The sequence below is a fragment of the Micromonospora sp. NPDC048947 genome (genome assembly GCF_040649495.1).
GTDB lineage: Bacteria > Actinomycetota > Actinomycetes > Mycobacteriales > Micromonosporaceae > Micromonospora > Micromonospora alfalfae.
Window position 1 is genome coordinate 282,820 of sequence record NZ_JBEZFO010000007.1, and the last position, 24,051, is coordinate 306,870.

25 protein-coding genes are annotated in these 24,051 nt (G+C 72.3%); 6 read left to right on the forward strand and 19 right to left on the reverse strand.

Going from position 1 to position 24,051, the window contains the following annotated elements:
* Positions 1-67 precede the first annotated feature (67 nt).
* The 9 genes from AB0B98_RS13365 to rsmD all read right to left on the reverse strand — a co-directional run bounded on the left by AB0B98_RS13365 (position 68) and on the right by rsmD (position 8,090).
* Positions 68-2,287: an MMPL family transporter gene (locus AB0B98_RS13365; protein ID WP_357362719.1), complete on the reverse strand. Its 2,220-nt coding sequence runs from the start codon at positions 2,285-2,287 to the stop codon at positions 68-70.
* 220 nt (positions 2,288-2,507) lie between these two features.
* Positions 2,508-3,365 (reverse strand): bifunctional DNA-formamidopyrimidine glycosylase/DNA-(apurinic or apyrimidinic site) lyase, encoded by an 858-nt coding sequence (mutM, locus tag AB0B98_RS13370; protein WP_091393055.1) that lies wholly within the window; start codon positions 3,363-3,365, stop codon positions 2,508-2,510.
* Positions 3,358-4,281, reverse strand: coding sequence for a ribonuclease III (rnc, locus tag AB0B98_RS13375; protein WP_357362721.1), 924 nt, complete (start codon positions 4,279-4,281; stop codon positions 3,358-3,360). Before rnc ends, mutM begins: the two co-directional genes overlap by 8 nt.
* Positions 4,278-5,261 carry a phosphate acyltransferase PlsX gene (locus AB0B98_RS13380; protein WP_357362722.1) on the reverse strand — a complete coding sequence of 328 codons (984 nt, stop codon included), beginning with the start codon at positions 5,259-5,261 and terminating at the stop codon, positions 4,278-4,280. The genes rnc and AB0B98_RS13380 overlap by 4 nt, the downstream gene beginning before the upstream one ends.
* A gap of 114 nt (positions 5,262-5,375) precedes the next feature.
* On the reverse strand, positions 5,376-5,549 hold the full coding sequence (gene rpmF, locus AB0B98_RS13385) for a 50S ribosomal protein L32 (RefSeq protein ID WP_030335284.1): 174 nt from the start codon (positions 5,547-5,549) through the stop codon (positions 5,376-5,378).
* Between the two features lie 5 nt (positions 5,550-5,554).
* A complete protein-coding gene (locus AB0B98_RS13390) occupies positions 5,555-6,118 on the reverse strand; it encodes a YceD family protein (protein ID WP_091393061.1) in 564 nt (187 codons plus the stop codon).
* A gap of 109 nt (positions 6,119-6,227) precedes the next feature.
* Entirely contained in the window at positions 6,228-6,725 is a 498-nt protein-coding gene (locus AB0B98_RS13395) for a hypothetical protein (RefSeq protein ID WP_196921503.1), read from the reverse strand.
* Positions 6,726-7,047: 322 nt separating this feature from the next.
* Positions 7,048-7,530 carry a pantetheine-phosphate adenylyltransferase gene (gene coaD / locus AB0B98_RS13400; protein ID WP_091393067.1) on the reverse strand — a complete coding sequence of 161 codons (483 nt, stop codon included), beginning with the start codon at positions 7,528-7,530 and terminating at the stop codon, positions 7,048-7,050.
* Complete coding sequence (gene rsmD, locus AB0B98_RS13405; protein WP_238671074.1) at positions 7,527-8,090, reverse strand: 16S rRNA (guanine(966)-N(2))-methyltransferase RsmD; 564 nt, start codon at positions 8,088-8,090, stop codon at positions 7,527-7,529. The genes coaD and rsmD overlap by 4 nt, the downstream gene beginning before the upstream one ends.
* A 386-nt stretch (positions 8,091-8,476) precedes the next feature.
* Here rsmD and AB0B98_RS13410 point away from each other — a divergent pair, with 386 nt between their 5' ends.
* Positions 8,477-9,619, forward strand: a complete 1,143-nt coding sequence (locus tag AB0B98_RS13410) for an LPXTG cell wall anchor domain-containing protein (RefSeq protein ID WP_238671073.1) — start codon at positions 8,477-8,479, stop codon at positions 9,617-9,619.
* 181 nt (positions 9,620-9,800) lie between these two features.
* Here the strand turns inward: AB0B98_RS13410 and recG are convergent, their stop codons facing one another.
* Positions 9,801-12,050 carry an ATP-dependent DNA helicase RecG gene (gene recG, locus AB0B98_RS13415; protein ID WP_357362724.1) on the reverse strand — a complete coding sequence of 750 codons (2,250 nt, stop codon included), beginning with the start codon at positions 12,048-12,050 and terminating at the stop codon, positions 9,801-9,803.
* On the reverse strand, positions 12,047-13,663 hold the full coding sequence (locus AB0B98_RS13420) for a DAK2 domain-containing protein (RefSeq protein ID WP_238671071.1): 1,617 nt from the start codon (positions 13,661-13,663) through the stop codon (positions 12,047-12,049). The genes recG and AB0B98_RS13420 overlap by 4 nt, the downstream gene beginning before the upstream one ends.
* Before the next feature lie 287 nt (positions 13,664-13,950).
* Here AB0B98_RS13420 and rpmB point away from each other — a divergent pair, with 287 nt between their 5' ends.
* Complete coding sequence (gene rpmB, locus AB0B98_RS13425; RefSeq protein ID WP_011905179.1) at positions 13,951-14,142, forward strand: 50S ribosomal protein L28; 192 nt, start codon at positions 13,951-13,953, stop codon at positions 14,140-14,142.
* A 186-nt stretch (positions 14,143-14,328) separates the two neighbouring features.
* Here rpmB and AB0B98_RS13430 read toward each other — a convergent pair whose 3' ends face one another.
* Together AB0B98_RS13430 and AB0B98_RS13435 are read right to left on the reverse strand one after the other, a co-directional pair.
* Positions 14,329-14,790, reverse strand: coding sequence for a GNAT family N-acetyltransferase (locus AB0B98_RS13430; RefSeq protein ID WP_357362727.1), 462 nt, complete (start codon positions 14,788-14,790; stop codon positions 14,329-14,331).
* Positions 14,791-14,819: 29 nt separating this feature from the next.
* Positions 14,820-15,752 (reverse strand): thiamine-phosphate kinase, encoded by a 933-nt coding sequence (locus AB0B98_RS13435; RefSeq protein ID WP_238671084.1) that lies wholly within the window; start codon positions 15,750-15,752, stop codon positions 14,820-14,822.
* A 153-nt stretch (positions 15,753-15,905) separates the two neighbouring features.
* Here AB0B98_RS13435 and AB0B98_RS13440 point away from each other — a divergent pair, with 153 nt between their 5' ends.
* The gene (locus AB0B98_RS13440) at positions 15,906-16,139 is read left to right on the forward strand and encodes an Lrp/AsnC ligand binding domain-containing protein (RefSeq protein ID WP_030335303.1); all 234 of its coding nucleotides are present in this window, start codon (positions 15,906-15,908) and stop codon (positions 16,137-16,139) included.
* On the forward strand, positions 16,140-16,832 hold the full coding sequence (locus AB0B98_RS13445; protein ID WP_238671069.1) for a DUF3515 family protein: 693 nt from the start codon (positions 16,140-16,142) through the stop codon (positions 16,830-16,832).
* A 55-nt stretch (positions 16,833-16,887) separates the two neighbouring features.
* On the opposite strand, the gene AB0B98_RS13450 is transcribed toward AB0B98_RS13445, so the two are convergent.
* Both AB0B98_RS13450 and AB0B98_RS13455 read right to left on the reverse strand, forming a co-directional pair.
* On the reverse strand, positions 16,888-17,988 hold the full coding sequence (locus AB0B98_RS13450) for a D-alanine--D-alanine ligase family protein (RefSeq protein ID WP_357362729.1): 1,101 nt from the start codon (positions 17,986-17,988) through the stop codon (positions 16,888-16,890).
* Positions 17,989-18,183: 195 nt separating this feature from the next.
* Positions 18,184-18,402 carry a hypothetical protein gene (locus tag AB0B98_RS13455; protein WP_030335309.1) on the reverse strand — a complete coding sequence of 73 codons (219 nt, stop codon included), beginning with the start codon at positions 18,400-18,402 and terminating at the stop codon, positions 18,184-18,186.
* 278 nt (positions 18,403-18,680) lie between these two features.
* Here AB0B98_RS13455 and AB0B98_RS13460 point away from each other — a divergent pair, with 278 nt between their 5' ends.
* Entirely contained in the window at positions 18,681-19,526 is an 846-nt protein-coding gene (locus AB0B98_RS13460) for a helix-turn-helix transcriptional regulator (protein ID WP_091393087.1), read from the forward strand.
* Between the two features lie 5 nt (positions 19,527-19,531).
* On the forward strand, positions 19,532-19,732 hold the full coding sequence (locus AB0B98_RS13465; protein WP_112582016.1) for a DUF397 domain-containing protein: 201 nt from the start codon (positions 19,532-19,534) through the stop codon (positions 19,730-19,732).
* Between the two features lie 123 nt (positions 19,733-19,855).
* On the opposite strand, the gene AB0B98_RS13470 is transcribed toward AB0B98_RS13465, so the two are convergent.
* From AB0B98_RS13470 to AB0B98_RS13485, 4 genes are all read right to left on the reverse strand, one after another.
* Positions 19,856-20,905, reverse strand: a complete 1,050-nt coding sequence (locus AB0B98_RS13470; RefSeq protein ID WP_238671067.1) for an ROK family protein — start codon at positions 20,903-20,905, stop codon at positions 19,856-19,858.
* 194 nt (positions 20,906-21,099) lie between these two features.
* Entirely contained in the window at positions 21,100-21,885 is a 786-nt protein-coding gene (locus AB0B98_RS13475) for a putative protein N(5)-glutamine methyltransferase (RefSeq protein ID WP_357362731.1), read from the reverse strand.
* 8 nt (positions 21,886-21,893) lie between these two features.
* Entirely contained in the window at positions 21,894-23,012 is a 1,119-nt protein-coding gene (locus AB0B98_RS13480) for a cystathionine gamma-lyase (protein ID WP_238671065.1), read from the reverse strand.
* Positions 23,013-23,020: 8 nt separating this feature from the next.
* The gene (locus tag AB0B98_RS13485; protein ID WP_238671064.1) at positions 23,021-24,028 is read right to left on the reverse strand and encodes an NAD(P)H-dependent glycerol-3-phosphate dehydrogenase; all 1,008 of its coding nucleotides are present in this window, start codon (positions 24,026-24,028) and stop codon (positions 23,021-23,023) included.
* Between the last annotated feature and the right edge of the window lie 23 nt (positions 24,029-24,051).

Below are 24,051 nucleotides of genomic sequence, written 5' to 3' on the forward strand. Positions count from 1 at the left end.
GCTGGGCGGGGCGGGGCTGGGCGGGGCTGGGCGGGGCTGGGCGGGGGCGGGTGAGGGCTGGGCGGGGTTACGGGACTGGGACCAGCTCCGGGGCGGGGGCGGGCGGGTCGGTGGGCGCGGGGGCCGGGCGGGGGCGCAGGAAGCGCGGGGCCCACCAGTTGGCGTCGCCGAGCATCGTCATCAACGCCGGCAGCACCACTCCCCGGATGATCGTGGCGTCCAGGAGGATCGCCGCCGCCAGACCGATGCCGAGCTGCTTCATGTCGATCGTGCTCAGCGTGGCGAAGATCGAGAAGACCCCGACCATCACGATCGCCGCGCTGGTCACCACCCCGGCCGACGAGGTGATCCCGTACGACACGGCGTCGCGGTTGGGCAGGCCGGACCGGACGCCCTCGCGGATCCGACTGACCACGAAGACGTGGTAGTCCATCGAGAGGCCGAAGAGCACCACGAACAGGAACAGCGGCAGCCAGGACACGATCGCGCCCATCGACGTGAAGCCGAGCAGTCCCTGCGCCCACTCGCCCTGGAAGATCAGCACCAGCAGGCCGTACGCGGCGCCGGCGGAGAGCAGGTTCAGCGCGATCGAGCTTGCCGCGATCACCACCGACCGGAAGGTGAACGTCATGACCAGGAAGGTCAGCACCAGCACGAAGCCCATGACCAACGGCAGCTTGTCCCGGACGTGCTGGGCGTAGTCCTCACTGTCGGCGACGCTCCCGCCCACCGCGTACTCGATGCCGGGGATGCCCCGCAGCTCGACCGGGACCAGGTCCCCGCGCAGCTTCTCCAACGACTGCACCGACCGGTCGTCCCGACTGGCGTACGGGGTGGGGACGTCCAGCACCGAGACCCGCCGGTCGGCCGACACCTCGATCTTCGGGCCGTCCGCCTCGGCCGGGGCGAACAGCGGGTCGCCGGCCGCCCGGGTGGACAGGTCGGTGAGGGCGGCGCGTACCTGGTCGGCCTGGTCGGCGGGTGCCCGGACGGCCACCACGTGATTGGTGCCGGCGCTCGGGAAGGCGGCGGTGAGCCTGTCGTACGCCTGCATCGCCGGAGTCGTGCGAGGCAGGTCCTCCATGCCGGGGAACTTCAGCTTCATGCCGAGCGCCGGCGCGGCCAGCGCGAGCAGCAGCCCGACCGAGATGACGAGCGTCGCCACCGGTGCGCGCAGCGCGGGCCGGAGCACCGCCGGCCACAGGCGGGGCGCGCGGGGCTCGCCGTGCCGGCCGGTACGCGGCGCGGTGAGCCGCCAGAGCAGCGGCACCCGGGGCCGGTCCACCCAACGGCCGAGCCGGGCCAGCAGGGCGGGCAGGACGGTCAGTGAACCGGTCACCGCGACGGCGACCACGAGGATCGAGCCGATGGCGAGGGACGAGAAGACCACGTCGCCGGCGAGCAGCAGCCCGGCCATCGAGATGATCACCGCGAAGCCGGAGACCACCACCGCGTGCCCGGAGGTCTCCGCGGCGATCTCCACCGCGTCCAGACCGGACCGGCCCTTGGCGCGTTCCTCCCGCTCCCGACGGATGTAGAACAGCGAGTAGTCCACGCCGACAGCCATACCGATCAGCAGGATCACCGGTGCCGTGGTGTCGGTGGCCGGCACCAGGTGCGAGGCGAGAGTGGACAGACCCATCGCGGCGGCCACCGAGGAGAGTGCCAGCAGCACCGGCACGCTTGCCGCGATCAGCGCGCCGAACGCGATGATCAGGATCGCCAGGGTGACCGGCAGACTGAGCAGCTCGGCCCGCTTGAAGTCCTTACCCAGCGTGTCGTCGAGAGCCTGGCCGATCGACGGCCCGCCGACCTGCTCGACCCGCAGCCCCGGATACGCGTCCTGCACGCTGGCGGTGGCGTCGCGCAACGGCTGCACCCGATCCGAGGCCGTCTCCGGGTCACCCGACATGGTGATCGGCAGCAGCAACGCCGAGCCGTCCCGCGCGGTGACCGGCTGGCCCACCCCGGCCACCCCGGCGACCGTACGCAGCCGGGCCGCCGCGTCGTCGGCCGCCGACTTCGCCGCCGCCTGGTCCAACGCGCCACCCCGGGAGGTGATCAGGACGTTGTCCACGGCCGGGTCGTCGAAGTCACCGGCGTCCACGATGAGGCTGGCCCGCCCCGCCTCGCCGATCGCCTGGTCGCCGCTGGTGGCCTCGTTGAGTCCGGCGGCGTTGCCGCCCACGAAGCACACCGCCACGAACACGGCCCACAGTGCGATCGCCCGCCACGGATGCTCGGCGCTCCACCGCGCCAGCCGCACCGTCACCGGTCTTCTCCCCATCTCGGGTCCCCCTGTCACGTCAGCCCCCTGTCAACTGTGCTGACGTTAGGTGCGTGACGAGGCGGTCACATCGGGGATCGACCCGGGCCCACCCTGGAACCACCGGACCGGGCACGGGGGTGCGTTCGCCGGGGGTCGGACCCCGATCCGGACGTACACCGGGGTCCACCCCGCAGCGACAGGCCGCGACCCGCCGGTATCGCCCCGAGCCGACTCCGGGTCATCCCCGAAGGGAACCCCGGGGCCGTGGCTGACAGTGCGGGCAACTGTACGAGGAGCGGTTCATGAACGCCTCGCGGCGGATCGGCGCGCCACACCGCCGGCACGGCTCACCCTCGCGGCCGTAGGCGTTGAGCGCCCGGTCGAAGTAGCCACTCTCGCCGTTGACGTTCACGTAGAGGGCGTCGAAGCTGGTGCCGCCCTCGCTGATCGCCTCGGCCAGCACGTCACGGACGTGGCCGAGCAGGCGCTGCGCGGCCGGGCCGGTCAACGCGTCGGTGGGTCGGCCGCCATGCAGCTTGGCGCGCCAGAGCGCCTCGTCGGCGTAGATGTTGCCCACTCCGGAGATCAGGGTCTGGTCGAGCAGCGCCCGCTTCACCTCGGTGTGCCGGCGGCGCAGCGCCGCGACGAAGGCCTCGTCGGAGAACTCCGGGTCCATCGGATCGCGGGCGATGTGCGCGATCTCGTCGGGCAACTCGGCGCCGCCCTCGCTCACCGAGAGCCCGCCGAACGTGCGCTGGTCGACGAAGCGCAGCTCCGGGCCGTCGTCGCTGAACCGGAACCGGACCCGAAGGTGGGTCTCGTCAGTCGTTCCGGGTGGCTGGAGCAGCAGCTGGCCCGACATGCCAAGGTGCCCGACGATCGCGTCACCGCTGTCCAGTGGCAGCCACAGGTACTTGCCGCGACGGCGGGCGTCCAGCACCGTCCGACCGGCGAGCACGTCGGCGAAGTGCACGTCGCCGGGAACGTGCCGGCGGACCGCACGCGGATGACGAACCTCGACCGAGGCGATCCGACGGCCGACGACCCACTGGGCCACCCCCTGCCGGACCGTCTCCACCTCGGGCAGCTCAGGCACGCGGCCCGCCCGTCTCGTGACCGTCGGCGCCCCCGGCCGGCAGCGCCTGCGCCAGGTGGTCGGACTGCTCGGCCTCAGCCGCCCGCTCGGCGCGCTCCAGCGGCCCGAACGGCTCGTCCCGGTCGCCTGCGTCGTCCCGACCAATGGTCTGGTCCTGGCGATCGTCGCCGGCCCGGCCATCCTGGCCGTCGTCGCCGTTCTGACCGTTCTGCTCGGCGAGCGTCCGCCAGGCGGCCTCGGCGGCCCGCTGCTCGGCCTCCTTCTTGCTGCGCCCCTCAGCGCCGCCGTACCGGATGCCAGCCACCACCACCCAGGCGGTGAACGTCTTGAGGTGATCCGGGCCGGTGCCCTCGATCCGGTACTCCGGGACGCCGAGACCGAGCGCCGCCGTCAGCTCCTGGAGGCTGGTCTTCCAGTCCAGTGCGGCCCCGCGACCGGCCGACTCGGCCATCAGCGGGTCGAAGAGCCGGTGGATGACGATCCCCGTGGTGTCCAGGCCGTACTGGAGGTAGATCGCGCCGAGCAGCGCCTCCAGCGTGTCGGCGAGGATGCTCGCCTTGTCCCGGCCGCCGGTCGTCTCCTCACCCTTGCCGAGCAGCAGGTACGCGCCGAGCCCGTCCGGGCCCAGACCGCGGGCCACGTCGGCGAGCGCCCGCATGTTGACCACGCTGGCCCGCAGCTTGGCCAACTGCCCCTCAGGCAGATCCGGGTGGTTGTGGAACAGCGCCGTGGTGATCACCACGCCGAGCACCGAGTCGCCGAGGAACTCCAGCCGCTCGTTGGTCGGCAGCCCGCCGTTCTCGTACGCGTACGACCGGTGGGTCAACGCGCGCTGGAGCAGCTCGGGTTCCAGGCTCACTCCGAAGGCGGTTTCCAGGTGACCGACGGACGCCCGCCGCCGCTTGTCGTTGCTCATGTGCGTACCTCGGTGTCGGTGGAGCGGTCGGTGCGACCCGTCGCGGCGTCGCGGTCGAGCAACGCGGTGACGAGATCGGTGGCGCGCCGCCGCCACAGGTGGGCGGCGAGAGCTATGCCGGAGGCGACGTCGTCGGCGCGGGCGGACCCGTGACAGACGACCACCGTCCCCGCGACGCCCAGCAGGGCCGCCGCGCGGGGCGCGCCGCCCTGGGCAGGTGGGCCGCCGGCCATCGCGTACGCGCCCTCAATGGCCTTGAGCAGCACGTTACCGGTGAAGCCGTCGGTGACGACCACATCGGCGCGCGCGCCGAGGGCCACGTCGTACCCCTCGACCAGGCCGACGTAGCGCGCCCCGCCGGGCAGCGGTTCGACGGCGAGCAGGGGGTCGGTGGCGCGGCGGACCCGGTCGCCCTTGCCGGCCTCGGTGCCGACCGAGAGCAGCCCGACCCGGGGCGCGGCGATCGAGTGGGCCACCGCCGCGTACGCGGCGCCGAGCACCGCGTGGCGGGCGAGGGTGGCCGGGCGGGGTTCCAGGGAGCCGCCGACGTCGAGCAACACGACAGGCCCCGCCACGGCGGGCAGGGTGGCGGCCAGCGCGGGTTGACGGATCTCCGGCGAACGGCCGAGGCCGAGTACGGCAGCGGTGACTGTGGCACCGGTGGCGCCGGCGGAGACCAGGGCGTCGGCGGTCCCGTCCCGGACGGCGGTTACCGCGGCGCGGACGGTGCTCTCGGAGCGGGCGGCGCTGGGATGGTCGGCCATGCCGACGACATCGCGAACGGGCCGCACCGTGATCCGGGCGCGTTGCGCCGGATCGAGGGCAGCAATCAACTCGTCGGCGACCTCGGTCGGACCGACGAGAAGCAGATGCAGGTCAGGGTCGGCGCGCATGGCCCGCAGAGCGCCGTCAACCACGACGGCGGGAGCGTCGTCCCCGCCGAGGAGGTCAACGGCGATCCGCGCGGCGCCCGGCTCCACCGGAACGCCGGCCGGACTGGGCCGGCCGGCGTCGGAGGGAGCCGGAGCGCCGGGCGAATGCCAGGATGCGCGCGCCGCCCGACCTGGGGTCGGGGGCGTCACTCGGCGTCCAGGTCAGACCTCGAGAACCTGGCGGCCGTTGTAGGTGCCGCAGACGGAGCAGGCGGCGTGCGGCAGCTTCGGGGACTTGCACTGCGGGCACGCAACGGTCGCGACCACCGTCGCCTTCCAGTTCGCCCGGCGGGACCGGGTGTTGCTGCGCGACATCTTGCGCTTCGGGACGGCCACGGTTCTTACTCCTCTGTAACGGTCAGTTGCGACAGGCCCGCCCAACGCGGGTCGATCTGCTGGTGACTGTGGTCGGCCGGCAGATCGTCCCAGTGCGCCCCGCATTCGGGGCACAGTCCTGGGCAGTCCTCCCGGCAGAGCGGGTTGGTCGGCAGCGTGAGCACCAACGCGTCCCGCAGCGCCGGCTCCAGGTCGATCAGATCGCCCTGCATCCGGCCCACCTCGTCCTCGTCGGTCGTGGCGTCCGTGGTGCTGTCCTCGTACGCGTACAGCTCCTGGATCGTCACGCCCATCGAGTCGTTGATCTCGCGCAGGCAACGGCCGCACTCGCCCCGGACGGGACCGGTGATGGTCCCGGAGACGAGCACGCCCTCGGACACCGACTGCAACCTCAGATCGAGGTCGAGGTCAGCACCCTCCGGCACGCCGATCAACTCCACACCGAGGTCCGCCGGTGCCGGCACGACCCGCCGGACCTCACGCAACGCGCCAGGGCGACGCGGGAGGTCCCTCGTGTCGAGGACCAACGGCGACCTGGGGTTGAGTGTCGATGGCGAGTGCTTGGGCATAGTTAGACTCCGGCCGGTGAGAGGCCGACAAAAAAGGTTACCTGGACGACCGCCGGACCGTCGAACCGGGGGCGACGCCCGCCTGAGAAGTCGGCTGGTGAGGTGCCGCTCAGAAGGGTAGCGGGCGTTCCGCCTCATCCCCAGCGAAGGTGCCGATCTCCCGCAACGCGTGCATCTTGTCCCGGCCGCGCTCTATCGAGGCCAGCGCCCTGGTGAGGAACTGCTCGAAGTTCGCCAACGCGGTGTCGACGTAGTCGTCGACCTCCTCACGCAGGCGCTGCGCCTCGGCGCGGGCCTCGCCGATGATCCGGGCGCCCTCGTGCTCGGCCGACACGGTGATCTCGTTCACCGAGACCAGGCGGGCGTGTTCTGCCTCACCCTCACTGATGATCCGGTCCGCCTCGCGCTTGCCGGCGTCCATGATCTTGTCGCGCTCCTCCAGGAGTGCGGCGGCGCGACGCAGGTCGGCAGGGAGATCGGCACGCATCTCATCGAGGGCAGCGATCATCTCACCCCGGTCGACCATGCAGTTGTTGCGCGACATCGGGACGGAGCGGGCCTGCTCCAGGATGGCGATCAGTTCGTCGATGCGATCGAGCGGGTCCACCGGCTACCTCACTCCTGTCGTTCGTCGGCCGACCTCCATGATGCGGGCTACGGCCGTTCCCCGCGCCACCAATCATGTCGTGCCTGCCCCACCGCCGCCCCACTCACCCCAACCCGGCGAGTCGCGACATAGTCACCCGCGCTCCCCCCGCGCTCCCCCGCGCCTCCCCCCCGCGCCGATCTTGCACTTTCGGTCGCGCCAAACCAGGCCGAAAGGGGCGATCCGGGAACCATAAGTGCAAGATCGCGGGGTGAAGGCGCGGGGTGGGGTCGCGGGGTGGGGTCGCGGGGTGCAGGCGCGGGGTGGGGGGAGCCGGGGTCCGTTAGGGGCGGGGGCCCAGGCGGGCCTGGAGGGCTTCGCGGACCGGGTCGGGGACGTGGGCGGAGATGTCGCCACCCCACTTGGCCACGTCCTTGACCAGGCTGGACGAGAGGAACGAGTAGAGCGGGTTGGTCGGCATGAAGAGCGTCTCGACGCCGGCCAGACCGATGTTCATCTGGGCCATCTGCAACTCGTAGTCGAAGTCGCTGACCGCCCGCAGGCCCTTGATCAGCACACTGGCCTGCTGTGCCCGGCAGAAGTCCACCAGCAGCCCTCGGAACGACTCGACCCGCACGTTGCCGTACGACGAGGTCACCTCGCGGAGCATCTCGATGCGCTCCTCGACGGTGAACAGGCCACTCTTCGACTGATTCACCAGCACACCGACGATCACCTCATCGAAGAGCCGACTGGCCCGCCCGATGATGTCAAGGTGTCCGTTGGTGACCGGGTCGAACGAACCGGGGCACACCGCACGTCTCATGATCGGCGACCGTACCAAAGGGTGGTCTCGCCGTAACGGCGACTGCGTTCGGCGGTGATCCCCTCCACCCAGTCGAACTCCCTGGTGCGCCGGGACCGCTCCACCACCACCAACGCGTCGGGCGCCAACCAGCCGCCGTCGACCAGCGCCGCCAACAGCGCGGTGATCTCCTCGTCCGGCACCGCGTACGGCGGGTCGGCGAAGACCACGTCGTACGGCTCGCCGTCCGGTCCGGCGGCCAACACCGTCGCCACCTTGCCGGTGACCAGACGGGCTGCCGGACCGGCACGGAGGACCGCCACGTTCTCCCGGATCACCCGGGCCGCCCGCGGGTCGGACTCGACCAGCAACACGTGTCGGGCACCTCTGGAGAGCGCCTCCAGGCCGACCGCGCCGGAGCCGGCGTACAGGTCGGCGAAGCGGGCGCCATCGAGATCGACAGCGGCCTGGACGGCACTGAACAGCGCTTCCCGAACCCGGTCCGAGGTCGGTCGGGTGCCGGCGCCGGGCGGCGCGGCGATCCGCCGGCCACCGAGCGTCCCGGCCACGATCCGGGTCACCGTTTCCTCCTGCTCATGCCCGCGACGCTACGCGATGCGGCGCGGACCCGGTCAGCACGGCGCGGATCGCGGAGCCGGCCAGCGCGGCGTACCTGAGCAGCCACGTCGGCGTGACATCCACCGTGGAGCCGGGACGGGCGGACCGTCCCCAGTGACCGGACCGACACCTTCGGTTCATCAAAGATCACGAATCGACTACATTGCCGGATGGCAATGATCTGAACTCCCCTCATTAACCACCCATCAGTACAGTCTCCCCCTGTCCCCGCTTTCGACGCGGGAACACCACCGCGTCGCGCGACGCCCCGGTGAGCAGGTGACTCCCCGGTCACGATGTCTCCCGGCCTCCCGCCACGCGATCCGTACCCCCCTCATCAGGAGCAGGCGTGAACCCTCCCAAGTCTCCGTTCCGGCGCGTCGCGGCCATCGCCGCAGGCGCGTTGATCGGCCTCGCCGGCGTCGTGACGTTCGCCGCACCCGCCAGCGCCCACCACAGCGAGATCCAGGTCAAGGCCGACTGTGACACCGCCACCGGCGAGTGGGTGGCCACCTGGACCGTCAAGAGCTACGCCCCGGGCAACGTCAAGAACTACAAGTTCAGCGAGGTCTCGGCGAAGACGTACGTCGGCGACACCGCCAGCGACGCCACCATCGACGGCATCGCCGTGACTGAGGGCAAGGTCTACCCGCACGCCGTCAGCGACGCGGTGGTCGCCACCCAGCGCCTGGACGCGAAGACCACCAAGGCCACCCTGTCGGTGCGGGCCATGTGGGACAACGAGTTCGAGGACGACAAGCTGCGCTCGCAGTCGATCGAGTTCAGCGAGTCCTGCGCCAAGGAGCAGCCCCCGGTTCCGGCCACCCCCAAGCCGACCGCCAACGTGGCCGCCGACTGTGACGGCGACGTCGTCGTCAAGCTCGGCAACGCTGAGGACGCCACCGCTCCGGCGAAGTTCACCATCACCGGTGCCGGCGACTTCACCAAGAACGTCACCGTTGCGGTCGGCGAGAGCAAGTCGGTGAAGGTGCCCGCCAAGAACGCCACCGGCATCAAGGTGGTTGCCGACGGGCAGGACAAGCCGCTCTTCGAGGGCACGCCCGCCGCCGCCGAGAACTGCGTCGAGCCCGGCGAGCCGGCCGGCAGCTACAAGTCGACCTGCACCGAGCTGATCTTCGACATCGCCAACCCGGCCGACGGTAAGACGATCACCATCACCTTCACCCCGAACAAGGGCAAGGCCCAGACGCTGACCGTCGAGCCGGGCAAGAGCGGCACCGTCACCTTCCCGGCTGAGGAGGGTCTGACCGTGACCCCGGCCGCCGAGGGCCTCGACGACACCAGCCCGATCGCCTGGGAGAAGCCGGCCGACTGCACCCCGGGTCAGGGTGGCGGCGACAAGGACGAGCCGGCCCTGCCGCTGACCGGTGCTGCCACCGGCGGCATCATCGCCGGCGCGGCGGTCCTGCTGGCCGCCGGTGTGGCGCTGTTCATGGTGGCGCGTCGTCGTCGGGTTCGCTTCACCGCCTGAGACAACACGCTCTGACACCTGAGGGCGCGTCGACCAACCGGTCGGCGCGCCCTCAGCCACGTACTGGCCTGGGTGATCGACTCGACGTCACTGAAACCGGGGTATCCGCGTCGGCGGGACACCCCGGTTTCATGAAAGCCGAGCGGATCAACGGCGAGGCGGACGGCGGCCGGGCGTGTGGTCAGCCCTTCTCCAGGTACTCCGCGCGGTCCTCGTCCACCAGTGCGGCCACCGAGGCGGCCAGTGCCGGGCTGCGGGCCAGCTCCGGGTCGCCCTCGATCAGAGTGATCGCCTCGGCACGGGCGTCGCGGATCAGGTCGGCGTCGCGTCGCAGGGACAGCAACCGCAGGTGCGAGCGACGCCCGGACTGGGTGGCACCCAGCACGTCGCCCTCGCGGCGCTGCTCCAGATCCAGTTCGGCGAGCTTGAACCCGTCGCCCGTGGACGCCACCGCGTCCAACCGTTCCCGCGCCGACGAACCCTCGGCCGCCTCGCTGACCAACAGGCAGAGCCCGGCGGCGGCGCCCCGACCGACCCGGCCCCGCAACTGGTGCAGCTGGGAGACGCCGAACCGGTCGGCGTCCAGCACGATCATCACTGTGGCGTTCGGTACGTCCACGCCAACCTCGACCACTGTCGTCGCCACCAGCACGTCCAGGTCACCAGCCGCGAAGGAACGCATCACCGCATCCTTCTCGTCGGCCGGCAGGCGACCGTGCAGCACCCCGATCCGCAGGCCGTTCAGCGGGCCCTCGGCCAGCAGCGGGGCCACCTCGGTCACCGCCAGCGGTGGCCGACGGCCGTTGTCGTCCTCGGGTGGCGGCTCCTCGTCGCTGGTCGGCCCGTGTTCGAAGTCCGGCGCCTTCGCGTTGGCCGCTCCGGCCCCGGACCTCGAATCCCCGATCCGCGGGCACACCACGTACGCCTGGTGGCCGGCCGCCACCTCCTCGCGCAGCCGACGCCAGGCCCGGTCCAGGTAGGCGGGCTTCTCGGCGGCCGGCACCACGTGCGAGGCGATCGGCGACCGCCCCCGGGGCAGCTGGGAGAGCGTGGAGACCTCCAGGTCGCCGTAGACGGTCATCGCCACGGTGCGCGGGATCGGGGTGGCCGTCATCACCAGCACGTGCGGCGGCTGATCGGCCTTGGCGCGCAGGGCGTCGCGCTGCTCCACGCCGAAGCGGTGCTGCTCGTCGACCACCACCAGGCCGAGATCGGCGAAGTCGACCCCCTCGTAGAGCAGGGCATGGGTGCCGAGCACGATGCCGGCGGCACCGCTGGCCACCTCACCGAGCGCCCGCCGGCGGGCCGCCGCGCCCAGCGAACCGGTGACCAGCTCGACCCGGGTGGCGTGCTCCACGGAGCCCAGCTCACCGGCCCGCCCGAGCGGACCGAGCAGGTCGAGCATGCCGCGGTGGTGCTGGGCGGCCAGCACCTCGGTGGGCGCCAGCAGCGCGGCTTGCCCGCCCGCGTCGACCACCTGGAGCATCGCCCGCAACGCCACCACCGTCTTGCCCGAGCCCACCTCGCCCTGCAACAAACGGTGCATGGGATGCGGGGCGGCCAGGTCCGCCGCAATCTCCACACCCACCTCACGTTGGCCGGCAGTCAGCTCGTACGGGAGTCGGGCGTCGAATGCCTCCAACAGCCCGCCCGGGCGCGCCGGGCGGGGCCGGGCCGGCCAGTCGGCCGCCCGGTGCTTGCGCTGCACCAGGGTCACCTGGACGGCGAATGCCTCGTCCCACTTGAGGCGCCGCCGCGCCTGGTGCAGCGCCTCCTTGCTGGACGGGCGGTGGATCTCGGTCAGCGCGACGCCCAGCCCGACCAGCTTGCGGCTGGCCCGCACGGCGCTCGGCAGTGGATCGTCCGGTGGGGTGAACGTGTCCAGTACGACGCGCACGCAGCGCGCGATCACCCAGGTCGGCACGGCCGCCGCCGCCGGGTAGACGGGGATCAGCGCCCCGGCGAACTCCTCGATGTCGTCGCTGACCGCCGCCTCACCGTCGCCACCCTCGCCGAGCAGGACGTACTCCGGGCCGTTGAGCTGCCGTTTGCCCCGGAACTCGGTGACCTTGCCGGCGAACAGCCCCCACCGGCCGGGGCGCAGCTCGCGCTCGCGCCACGCCTGGTTGCCGAAGAAGGTCAACGTCAGCACCCCGCCCGAGCCGTCGCCGACTGTCACCTCCAGCAGGTTGCCCCGCCGCTGCCGCATCGGGCGCACCGCGGTGCGCTGCACCTGGGCCAACACCGTGACCTGCTCACCGACGTCCAGTGAACGGATGTCGGTGTGTTCGCCACGTTCGTCGTACCGACGCGGGAAGTGGTAGACCAGGTCACCTGCGGTGTGCAGGTCGAGGTGCGAGGCCAGCGCCTTGGCTGTCTTGTCCCCGACCAGCTTCTTCAGCGGAGTGTCCACAGTCGCTGGTTCGCTCATTCGATCCCTACCAGGAGCGGATAAAACGGCTGGCCGCCCGGGTACGCGTGCACCTCGACGAACGGCCAGCGTCGCGCGACGTGCGCGCGGACGGCGTCGGTGAGCCCGGCCGGAGCGTCCACCCCGGCCAGCAGGGTGACCATCTCGCCACCACCACCGAGCATCCGGTCGACCACTGCGGCGCAGGTGTCGGTGAGGTCGGTGCCGATCAGGTGCACCTCCCCCTCCACCAGCGCCAGCACGTCACCGGGACGGCACTGGCCGGCCACTGTCAGCGCCTCCCGGCTGGCATGGCAGACCTCGGCGTAACGGCAGGCGCCAGCCGCCTCGGCCATCGCGATGACGTCGTCCTCGAAACGACGGTCACCGTCACGGACCGCGAGGGCTGCGAGGGCCTGCACCGGCGAGCGGGTCGGCACCACGCTCACCTTGATGCCGTACCGATGGGCCTCCCGGGCGGCGGCGCTCGCCACCGCCTCGGTGTTGGCGTCGTTGGGCAGCACCACCACCCGGGCCGCGCCGGTGCTGCGGACGGCGTCCAGCAACTCGCCGGTGGACGGGTTGCCCGGCACGACTGTGGCGCCCTCCGCGGCGAACAGGTCGGCGATGCCGCCGCCGGTGGCCACCACCACCGCGGCCCGGCCGGCCACCACCGGGCCGGAGGGCGACTCCGACTGGTCGGCGAAACGGGTGACCGAGATGCGGTACGGGCGGCCGGCGGCGACACCGGCCTCCACCGCCGCGCCCACGTCGTTGACGTGCACGTGCACGTTCCAGGTGCCTTCCGGCTCACGCCCGTCGCCGACGACGACAAGCGAATCTCCCAGGGCGTCGAGCGCCCGCCGCAACCCGGCGACCGCCTCGGCTCGGGCGTCGAGCAGGAACTGCACCTCGTACGCGTATTCCTCCGAACCGGTCTCGCGGGCGACGGTGGCCGCCGGGCGGGCGGCGGAGCGCGGCGTCGGTGCGGGCCGGGCGGTGGGCTCCCCGGTCAGCACCTCGACCAGGGCGTCGAGCAGCACGCAGAGCCCTCTGCCGCCGGCGTCGACCACACCCGCGCGGGCCAGCGCCGGTAGCTGTTCCGGGGTGCGGGCGAGCGCCTCGGCCGCCGCCCGGGCCGCGACGCCGGCCACCGTCGGCAGGTCGTCGCTGTCCGCGCCCTCGGCTGCGGCGGCGGCCGCCGCGACAACGGTGAGCACTGTGCCCTCGACCGGCCGGGAGACAGCGGTGTACGCGGCGGCGGTGCCGGAGCGCAGCGCGGCGGCCAACTCCCGGCCACGCACCGCCGGCGCCCCGGCGACCTGGTCGGCGAAACCACGCAGGATCTGCGAGAGGATCACCCCGGAATTGCCTCGCGCGCCGAGCAGCGCGCCCTGGGCCATCAGCCGCAGCGCGTGCCCGTGCGCCGTCGGCCCGCTGTCGGGGAGAGTGTCCAGATCCATGGCGAGGGCCTGCTGCGCCGAGGTGAGGGTGAGCACCAGGTTGGTGCCGGTGTCGCCGTCGGGCACCGGATAGACGTTGAGCTGGTCGATCTCGCCCTGGTGGCGCTTCAGTGCGGCCAGCCCGCTCGCGCACCAGCGGCGGACCGCGGCGGCGTCGAGGGTGTCCAGCACGGGCAGAAGCCTACTGGCGCGCACCGACACCCGTCGGACTCGTCCGGCGTGTCCTCGCCGGCCCGGGCCGGCGGTGGCCGCAGCCGGGACGAGCGCCTCCGGTACCCTTGCCGCCGGGCCGGCCCACCGCAGGGCGGACGGGCCCACGACCAGGCGTGAGCCGGGGCACGGGCGAACGCTGGACCAGGCCGGTTGGCCGGGTCGGCGAGTCATCGGGTAACCTGACCAGGTTGCCCGGGCAGCACCTGCCGGCGACCTCATGAACGTATCAATCCCAGGAGTATCCCGTGGCTAGCGTGTGCGACGTCTGTGGCAAGGGACCGGGCTTCGGCCACAACGTGTCCCACTCGCACCGGCGGACCAACCGCCGCTGGAACCCGAACATCCAGTCGGTGCGTACCCCGGCCGGTGGTGGCAACACCAAGAAGTTGAAGGTCTGCACCTCGTGCATCAAGGCCGGCAAGGTCACCCGCGCCTGACGCGGTAGCACCCACCTTTTCGTTCGGCTCAGCCGGCGGGCCCCGAGGGTCCGCCGGCTCTGTCGTGTCCCCGGGCAGACGCCGCAGGCCAGGCCCGCCAGGGCCTGATCCAGCAGCCGGTCCGGTCGGGCCGACAGTGACCCGGCACACCGGCCAGGCCGGGCCCGCCGAGGGCTGGCCCGCGGGTCAGAGGGTGCGGCCGAAGGAGACGCAGCCCTCCGCGTCCTTGTAGAAGCCGAAGTTGGGGATCCGCTCGTACCCGGCGGAGCCGTACATGGCGATCGCCTCGGGCTGCTTGTCGCCGCATTCCAGGACCACTCGCTTGCGGCAGTGCTCACGGGCGGAGCGCTCGACGGCCGCCAGCACCGCGCGGGCCACGCCCCGCCCCCGTGCCTTCGGCGTCGTGTACATCCGCTTCAGCTCCGCGGTGTCCGCCCCGTGGCTGCGCCAGCCACCGCAGCCGACCGGCTCGCCGCCCAGGTAGGCCACCAGGAACGCGCCATCGGGCGGCTCGAACTCGGCGGCGTCCACGGGGGTGTCGTCGCCGGTGCCGCCGTAACGGGCACCGAGGTCGGCCAGTGCGGCACGGATCAGGTGCTGCGCCACCGGTGCGTCGAACCGCACCACCCGGATCTCGATCTCACTCACGGTATCCAGGGTACGGCCGCTCGCGGGCCTCACCGGAAGTGGTCCCAGCCGGTCGGGCCGTCGTAGGCGACGCCGTCGACCGTCACGCCGGCACCGTCGGTGACCAGACCGATCGGCCGCCAGCCCGATGGCAGCACCACCGCCGGGGGGAAGGTCGCGGCCAGCGCGTGATCGTCGCCACCGGCGAGGATCCAGGTGTACGGGTCGACGCCGAGCGCCTGCGCCGCGTCGGCCATCTGCCGGGGCACCTCGAACCCGTCGCGGCGGACGTCGACAGCCACCCCGCTGGCCGCCGAGACGTGCCCGAGGTCGGCGAGGAGCCCGTCCGACACGTCGATCATGGAGGTGGCGCCGAGCTGGGCGGCTTGCGGGCCGGCCTGGTAGGGGACCTGCGGCCGCCGGTACGCCTCGACCAACAGCCGAGGCGTCCGGAAGCCCCGGGTCAGCACGGTCAGCCCGGCTGCCGCGTACCCGGTGCGCCCGGCCAGCGCGAGCACGTCCCCCGGTCGGGCGCCCGAGCGCAGCACGGGCGGACGGCCCGCCAGGTCGCCCAGCGCGGTGACCGCGACGGTCAGTGTGGGACTGGCCGACATGTCCCCGCCGACGACGCTCGCGCCGACCGTCGCCGCTTCCGCGGAGAGCCCGTCGGCCAGCTCCTCCGCCCAGGCGGTGTCCAGGTCCGCCGGCATGCAGAGAGCGACAAGCAGGGCGGTCGGCGTGGCACCCATCGCCGCGATGTCCGCCAGGTTGGCGGCTGCCGCCCGGTGCCCGACGTCGCGGGCCGAGGACCAGTCCCGTCGGAAGTGCCGCCCGTCGACCAGCACGTCTGTGGAGGCCGCCACCCGGCCGTCCGGCGCGGCCACCACCGCCGCGTCGTCGCCCGGGCCGAGCAGGGTCGTCGGCCCGTACGACAGCCGGGCGGTGATCTTCCCGATCAGCCCGAACTCCCCGATCCCGGACATCCCGACGCCACCGTGGGCGTTCCGCCCGTGCCGCCCGGCTCCGCCGTGCTCGCTCACCGCTGCTCCTTGACCACCGATAGGGATCAGACCTGGTCCGTAAGGTAGTTTCACCCTTCGGGCCGCTCCCGGGCGGCGACGGACGGAGGTCGAGTCGTGGTACAGGCGTACATCCTCATCCAGACCGAGGTAGGCCGCGCACGTGACGTGGCGGGTCTCATCGCGGACATCTCCGGCGTGGTACGCGTCGACGCCGTCACCGGGCCGTACGACGTGGTCGTCCTCACCGAGGCGAACACCGTCGACGAGCTCGGCAAACTCATCGTCAGCAAGGTGCAGATGGTGCCGGGCATCACCCGCACCCTCACGTGTTCGGTGGTGCGGCTGTAAGTGGACGAGATGACGACCTCCTCCTCGGCGCTGGACGACGACGGGGCACGCGACGCGGCCGACGGGCCGTCCGAGCCGGCTGACGGTAACCGCGAGTCGACCGATCCCGCCGCCGCCGCGCCGGCCGGCCGCGATCGGACCATGCGTGGCGCGGCCCTGCTGGCCACGTTGATCGCGCTGCCGATCACGCTGCTGGTGGCCGTGCTGGCCTTCAGCAAGCTCAGCCCGGACGCGCCGGCCGCCGCGCCGACGCCCTCCGCGACCACCGCCCGGGTGCAGTCCACCACCCCGGTGGAGATGGCCGCCCCGGCGCTGGCCACCCGCCCGGCAACTGTCTGCAGGGCCCTGCTCTCCCAGCTTCCGGCCAGCATCCGCGACCTGGCCCAGCGGCCGGTCACCGCCGGCCCGGAGCAGAACGCCGCCTACGGCGACCCCGCGCTCACAGTGGCCTGCGGCGGCACCGAGCCGGCCTTCCCCAGCACCGACGAGGTCTGGACGGTCAACCGGGTCTGCTGGCACTTGGCCGAGCAGGCCGACGCGGCGGTCCTCTCCACTGTCGACCGGGAGACGCTGATCACCGTGCGCGTCCCGCGCTCGTACGAGCAGCCGTTGCAGTGGTTGCCGACGATCTCCAGCACGATCGTGGCGAGCGTGCCCTCCGGCGGCGCGATTCCGTCCGGCTGCCAGCGCTGAACCCGAACCGACTCCGCCCGCGCCGACTGACCGGCGCGGGCGGGGTTCGGACGGTTCAGTGCAGGCCGACGCCGCGCCGCTGGGCGGTACGGATCAGCCGGTTGACCAGCTTCGGGTACTCCAGGCCGGAGGCCGCCCACATCCGCGGGAACATCGACGTCGGGGTGAAGCCGGGCATCGTGTTGATCTCGTTGAGGTAGACGTCCAGCTCGGGAGTGACGAAGAAGTCCGCCCGGGCCAGACCGGCGCAGTCCAGTGCGGTGAACGCGCGGACCGCGTACTCCTGCACCTGGCGGGTCACCTTCTCCGGCAGGTTGGCCGGGATGTCGTACTCGCAGGAGTCGTCGAGGTACTTCGCCTCGAAGTCGTAGAAGTCGTGGTCGGCGACGACCCGCACCTCGGCCAGCACTGACGCCTCGGGCGTGCCGCCGGCCTCGCCCTCGAGCACACCGCACTCGATCTCGCGGCCGACGATCGCGGCCTCGATGATGACCTTCGGGTCGAACTGCCGGGCGGCGGCGACCGCCGCGTCCAACTCGGCCCAGTCGGTGACCTTGCTGACGCCGAACGACGACCCGGCCCGGGACGGCTTGACGAAGACCGGCAGGCCGAGGCGCTCCTTGTCCTGCTCGGTGAGCGTCATGCCGTTGCGCAGCACGGCGTACGTGCCGACCGGGATGCCCTCGATGGCACAGAGCTTCTTGGTGAACTCCTTGTCCATGGCGGCCGCGGAGGCGAACACGTTCGCCCCGACGTAGGGGATGCCGGCCATCTCCAGCATTCCCTGGATGGTGCCGTCCTCGCCGTAGGTGCCGTGCAGCACCGGGAAGACCACGTCCACGTCGGCCAGCGCCCGGGGGCCCTCGGTCGGGTCGAGCACCATCAGTCCGTTGCCGGTGGGGTCGGCGCGCAGCACGATGTCGTCACCCGAGTCGGCGGTGATCTCCGGCAGCTGACGGGCGTTGATCGCGAGCTGGGCGGGGTCTCCGTTGGTCAGCACCCACTGGCCAGCCCGGGTGATGCCCACCGGCACCACCTCGAACTCGTCCGGGTCGAGTGCGCCGAACACGCTGCCGGCGCTGACGCAGGAGATGCCGTGCTCCGGGCTGCGGCCGCCGAAGACGATCGCCACGCGGGTCTTGCCTGGGGTGGTCACTCCGGTCACCTCTTCGTACGCGACTGCGGCTGGTCGTGCTCGCCGGTGGCGCTCACCCGGTTGACCTTACTGTGCGTGGCCGCGAGGCGAGGCGATACCCGGCGAGCCACGGCACGACACGGCAAACAGTCAGGAGAGGATATACGGTGTGTAATCGGACGGTAGCGGCGCCGCAGAGCGCTGACCTGGGGCTGCTCAGTCCCGGGAGTGCCGGCGGCCGACTGCGATCACCTTCACCCGCTGCCGGCCGGCCCGCACCATGCCCAGCGCCATGAACGCGCCGGCGATGCGGTCGGCGGCCTCCCGGCTGCTGGCGCCGACGACCTGCCGGCGCCGCTCCGGCGCCACCCGCTCGTTGCGGTTGACGCCCTCGACGGGACGCACGTCGGTGAGCACCACGAGGAAGCGGGTCATCGCACTCCGCCCGAGGGTACGGCGGAGGGCTCCGGGCGGGTTCGCACGTCGTCTCCTTCCGGCAGGCCGGGATGGAGGGGCGGCACGCGACGATCGGGTACGGGGGAGAAACCCGATCGCCGCGCGCCCCATCCCCTCCGGTCGCTCACCACCACCGTCGCCACGACAACCGGCGGTGAGGACGCCATAACAGATTGACACGTGTATAGGCGTGAATGCAACTCCCATCGACGTTCTCTCATGCAGACGTTCCCGCAAATGTATGCGACCATCGATGCATGGCCCCGAAGACCGCCCGTGCCCGCCGGCTCGGCATCGCCCTGCGCCACCACCGGGAAGCCGCCGGTCTGACGCTGGAGACCGCGGCGGATGAGATCAACAGCACCCGCAGCACCCTCTCCCGCTACGAGAACGCCCAGACCCTGATCAGCCCGGCCACCGTGCGCGCCCTGCTCACGTCGTACGGGGTGAGTGCCGAGGAGGTGGCTGCGGCGGTGCAGCTCGCCAAGGACGCCCGCAAGCCCGGCTGGTGGGTGTCGTACTCCTACCTGCTGGATCCGCGCACCATCGACTTCATCGCGCTGGAGGCCGAGGCGACAGCCATCGCCAACTTCGAGCCCTCGGTGGTGCCCGGCCTGTTGCAGACCGCTGACTACATCCGTGGTGTGATGCGCGGCGGGCCGCACACCCTCGGCGACGACCTGGTGGAGCAGCGGGTCAAGATCCGGCTCGACCGACAACAGCGACTCACCGCCGACCAGCCGCCCATCCTCGACGCGATCATCGACGAGGGCGCGCTGCTACGGCCGGTTGGTGACCAGTCGGTGATGAACGGGCAACTACGGCACCTGGTCAAGATGGCCGAGTTGCCGAACATCAGCGTCCAGGTGATTCCGCTCTCCGCCGGCTACCACCGGGGCACCCGGGGTTCCCTGCACATCCTCGAGTTCGCCGACCCGGAGGACCCGATCATCGCGTCGGTGGAGACCGTTGCGGGGCAGATGATCCTCGACCGCGCCGGCGAGACGCGTACCTGCACCAAGATCATGGAGCATCTCCGAAGCGTGGCGCTCAGCCCGGCGGACAGCCGCGAGATGCTCCTGTCAGTCCTGAAGGGACGGTAGGACCGATGACCCCGATGATCACAGCGGCCTTGGCCGCGGCGCGGTGGCGCAAGAGCAGCCGCAGCGGCGACGAAGGCGCCTGCGTGGAGGTGGCCGCGATCCCGCGGCTCGTTGCCGTGCGCGACTCCAAGGACCCGGCCGGCCCGGCCCTGCTGTTCCCAACAGCGGCCTGGGCCGCCTTCGCCCAGGCGCCACCGCAACGCTGACCAGAGGTGCCGAGCCGGTGCGGGCCGAGGCCCGCACCGGCTCGGGCAACCAGCGGGCAGGGCGCTCCGTAACAACGCCCGCGCCGCCAGCGGGCAGGACTTCGGAACGCCCCCCGCGCCGGCTCAGGCAACCAGCGGTCGGGACTCCGGAGCGGCGCGGAGGGTCTCCAACGCGGCGATCGCGACGCCTCGGGCACCGGCCATGTCCCGATCCGGCACCAGGGCGAAGGTGGCCACCGCGGCCTGCTCCTCGCGGAGCACCGTGTGCTCACGGACCGTCGCCAGGAACCAGTCGCGGAACTCCGGTGCCGCCTCCACCACTCCGCCGCCGACGAAGTACGCGTGCGGGTCGGTGAAGTTCGCGGCGACTGTGAACAGCCGCCCCAGCGCCATCGCCTGCTGGGTGAAGAGGTCCCGCGCGAGGGCGTCCTCGCGCTCGCCGTACCCCCGGACCAGCTTGGCCGCCCGGGCCACCGGCTCGGCCGCGAGCGGGTGGTCGGGGTACCGGGTCAGCCAGTACGGCAGCAGATTGCGTTCGATGCCGGTCAGCGAGGCGACGCTCTCGACATCTCCGGTGAAGCCGCAGGCGCAGGTGGGCTCCTGCTGACCCGGGCCGAGCAACCCGTTCAGCGGGATGTGCACGTGGCCCAACTCTCCCGCCATCCCGGCCGCGCCGGCGATCACCCGACCGCTCTCGACCACACCGCCACCCAGGCCGGTGCCGACGATCGCGGACACCGACGAGCGGTTCATCGCGTCGGCGCCGAAGTAGACGTGGTGGGCGTAGAGCGCGGCCGCGTTGCCGTCGTTGTGATAGACCACCGGCAGCCCGAGCCGTCGCTCCAGCGCCCCTCGCACGTCGAAGCCGCGCCAGGCCGGCTGGGAGAAGTTGGTGGAGCCCCGCGACGAGATGACGCCCTCAGCGCTGGCCGGGCCGGGAGTGTCCAGCCCGACCGCCTGGACCAGGTCGCGCGGCACTCCGGTCTGCGCCAGGGCCCGGTCCAGCGCCTGAGCCAACGCCTCGATCGCCGCCTCCGGCCCGGCCCGCACCTCGCTGGGGATCTCCAACAGCCCGTCCACCAGGAAGCGGCCGTCCACCGTCAGCACTGTGGCGTTGTTGCTGGTGCCGCCGTTGTCCAGCCCGACGACAACCGGCACCCCTGCGCTGCCCACCGAAACCGCCTCCCGCCGTCATGAGTGTGAGCCGAGGCTAGTGCCAACCCCCCTCCCCCGCCATGCCCGGGCGGCCCGAGCACCCTCAGCCGGCCGTGCACGCAGCCCGCCACAGTCGATCAAGGAGTTGTGGTGGGGGATGAATTACTCGTTATTGCACTTACCGGGCACCACAACTCCATGATCGACTCGGGTCAGGGGCGGCGGGCGAACACCGCTGTGGCGTCCAGGTCTTCGTCGTGGCGCACTGTCGGTACCAGGCCGGCCGCGCTGAACGCGGTGCAGAGCGTGTCGACCTGGGTGGTGCCGGCTTCGACCACCAGGTGACCGCCGGGGGTCAGCCATCCGGCGGCGTCGGCACCGACCCGACGCAACACGGAGAGCCCGTCCGGGCCGCCGTCGAGCGCCACCGGGGCCTCGTGCAGCCGCGCCTCCGGTGGCATCAGCGCGACAGCGTCGGTCGGCACGTACGGGGCGTTGGCGACCACCAGGTCCAGCCGACCCCGCCACTGCCGGGGCAGCGGCGCGAAGAGGTCGCCCTCGTACACCTCGGCGTCCAACCCGACCACGTTGCGGCGCGCACACGCCACGGCCGCCGGATCGATGTCGGCGGCAGCCAGCCAGCGGGGCGCGAGCCGGTGCGCCAACGCGACAGTGGTGGCCCCGGAGCCGCAGCACAGGTCGACCACGGCCGGCGCCGCGCCGGTCAGTTCGGCCGCCACCTCGACCAGCAGGGCGGTCCGGGCCCGGGGCACGAAAACGCCCTCGTCGACGGCTATCCGCAGGCCGCAGAACTCCGCCCAGCCGAGCAGGTACTCCAACGGAACGCCCGCCGCCCGGCGGTCGGTCAGCTCGGCCAACGCCGCCGGGCTGCGCGCGGCGGCCAGCAGCAGCTCGGCCTCGTCCTCGGCGTAGACGCAACCGGCGGCCCGCAACCGACCCACCAGGGAGGCCCGGTCGGCGGGGAAAGGGAGCGCCATAGGAGCCGTCAGACCGATCCCGCCGCATCCAACGCGGCGGCGATGTCGGCCACCAGGTCCGCGGTGTCCTCCGCGCCGCAGGAGAGCCGGACGAAGCCCGGAGCGGTGTCGTCGCCCCACTGCGCCCGCCGGTCAGCGGTGGTGTGCAGGCCACCGAAGGAGGTCGCCGCCGCCACCAGCCGGGCGGCCTCGACGAATCGGCCCACCCGGTCGGCGTCGCCCAGGTCGAACGAGAGCACCCCCGGTATCCGGCGCATCTGCGCCGAGGCGACCGGGTACGCCGGGTCGTCCGGCCGCCCCGGCCACCGCAGGCCGGTCACGTCCGAGCGGCCGGCGAGCAGGTCGACGACGGCGGCGGCGTTCGCGCTCTGCCGCGCCAGCCGCAGGTCGAGAGTGGCCAGTGACCGGTGGGCCAGCCAGGCGTCGAACGCGCCCGGAACCGCCCCGGTGGTGGTACGCCAGGTCGTCACCGCGTCGATCAGCTCGGCGGACCGGCTGGCCAGGTAACCCAGCAGCAGGTCGGAGTGACCGGTGAGCGCCTTCGTCCCGGAGGCGACCACCAGGTCGGCACCGAGATCCAACGGACGCTGACCAAGCGGGGTGGCAGTGGTGTTGTCCACGGCGAGCAGCGCGCCGGCGGCGTGCGCCCGCTCGGCCAGGGCCGCCACGTCGACCACGTCGAGGCCCGGGTTGGCGGGCGTCTCCACCAGCACCAGCCGGACGCCCTCGAACGACGGGTACGGCCCGACGGTCGGCGCGAACAGCACCCGGACACCGATCGTCTCCAGCACACCGGTGGCGAACGCCCGGACCGGGAAGTATCCGTCGGTGGGGAGCACCACGGTGTCCCCCGGCCGCAGCAGGGTGAGCAGCAGGCCGGTGATGGCCGCCTGACCGGTCGCGAAGACCCGGCAGTCACCGCCCTCCAGCTCGCCCACCGCCGCCTCCAGCAGCCGACGGGTCGGGTTGTCGGGGCGACCGTAGCCGTTCGGTGACGCGCCCTGCCCCTCAAACGGGTCGAGGTGGTACGGCGCGGCGAAGACCGGCCCCGGCAGGAACGGGTCCCCCGGTGCCGGCTCGGGCAGGCCAGCACGTACGCAGCGGGTGCCGTCTCCCCACTCGCTCATCGGGTTCCTCACTCGTACGACTCGGGTTTGGCGGTACGGCTCATCAGGGTCTCCACCGCGAGGCGCGGGTCCATGCCCTCGTGGCAGATCCGCTCGACGTGCTCGGTGATCGGCATCTCCACGCCGTGCGCCCGGGCCAGGTCGCGGATCGCCAGACAGCTCTTCACGCCCTCGGCGGTCTGCCGGGTGGCGGTCTGGGCCTGCTCCAACGTCTCGCCCCGGCCCAGATGCTCGCCGAAGGTGCGGTTGCGGGCCAGCGGGGACGAGCAGGACGCGACCAGGTCGCCCATGCCGGCGAGGCCGGCGAAGGTGATCGGGTCCGCGCCGAGCGCCACGCCCAGTCTTGCCGTCTCGGCCAGCCCACGGGTCATCAGCATGGCCCGGGTGTTGTCGCCGAAACCCATCGCGGTGGCGATGCCGTACGACAGGGCGATCACGTTCTTGACCGCCCCGCCCAGCTCACAGCCGATCACGTCGTCGTTCGTGTAGGGGCGCAGGTACGGCGTCCGGATCGACGACTGGACGAGTGTGGCGCGGGCGCTGTTCGTCGCGGCGACCACTGTCGCGGCGGGCTGCTCGGCGGCGATCTCCGGGGCCAGGTTCGGGCCGGACACGACGACCACCCGGTCCGCGGCGACCCCGGCGGTCTCCACGATGACCTCGCTCATCCGCTTGGTGGTGCCCAGCTCGATGCCCTTCATCAGCGACACCAGTGTGGAATCCGGGTGCAGGTGCCCGGCCCATTCGGCGAGGTTGCCGCGAAGAGTCTGCGACGGCACGGCCAACACCACGACCTCGGCGCCGGTGATCGCCTCGGCGGCGTCGGCGGTGGCGGTGACGCGGGCCGGGAGCAGCAGGTCGGGCAGGTACTCCGGATTACGGCGCTCGGTCCGGATGCTCTCGGCGACCGGCGCCCGGCGGGCCCACACCGTCACGTCCCGCCCCGCGTCCGCGAGGATCTTGGCGAACGCGGTGCCCCAGGAACCGGCACCGAGCACCGCGACGTGACCGCTCATGCCACCGCTCCGCTTCGCTTCGC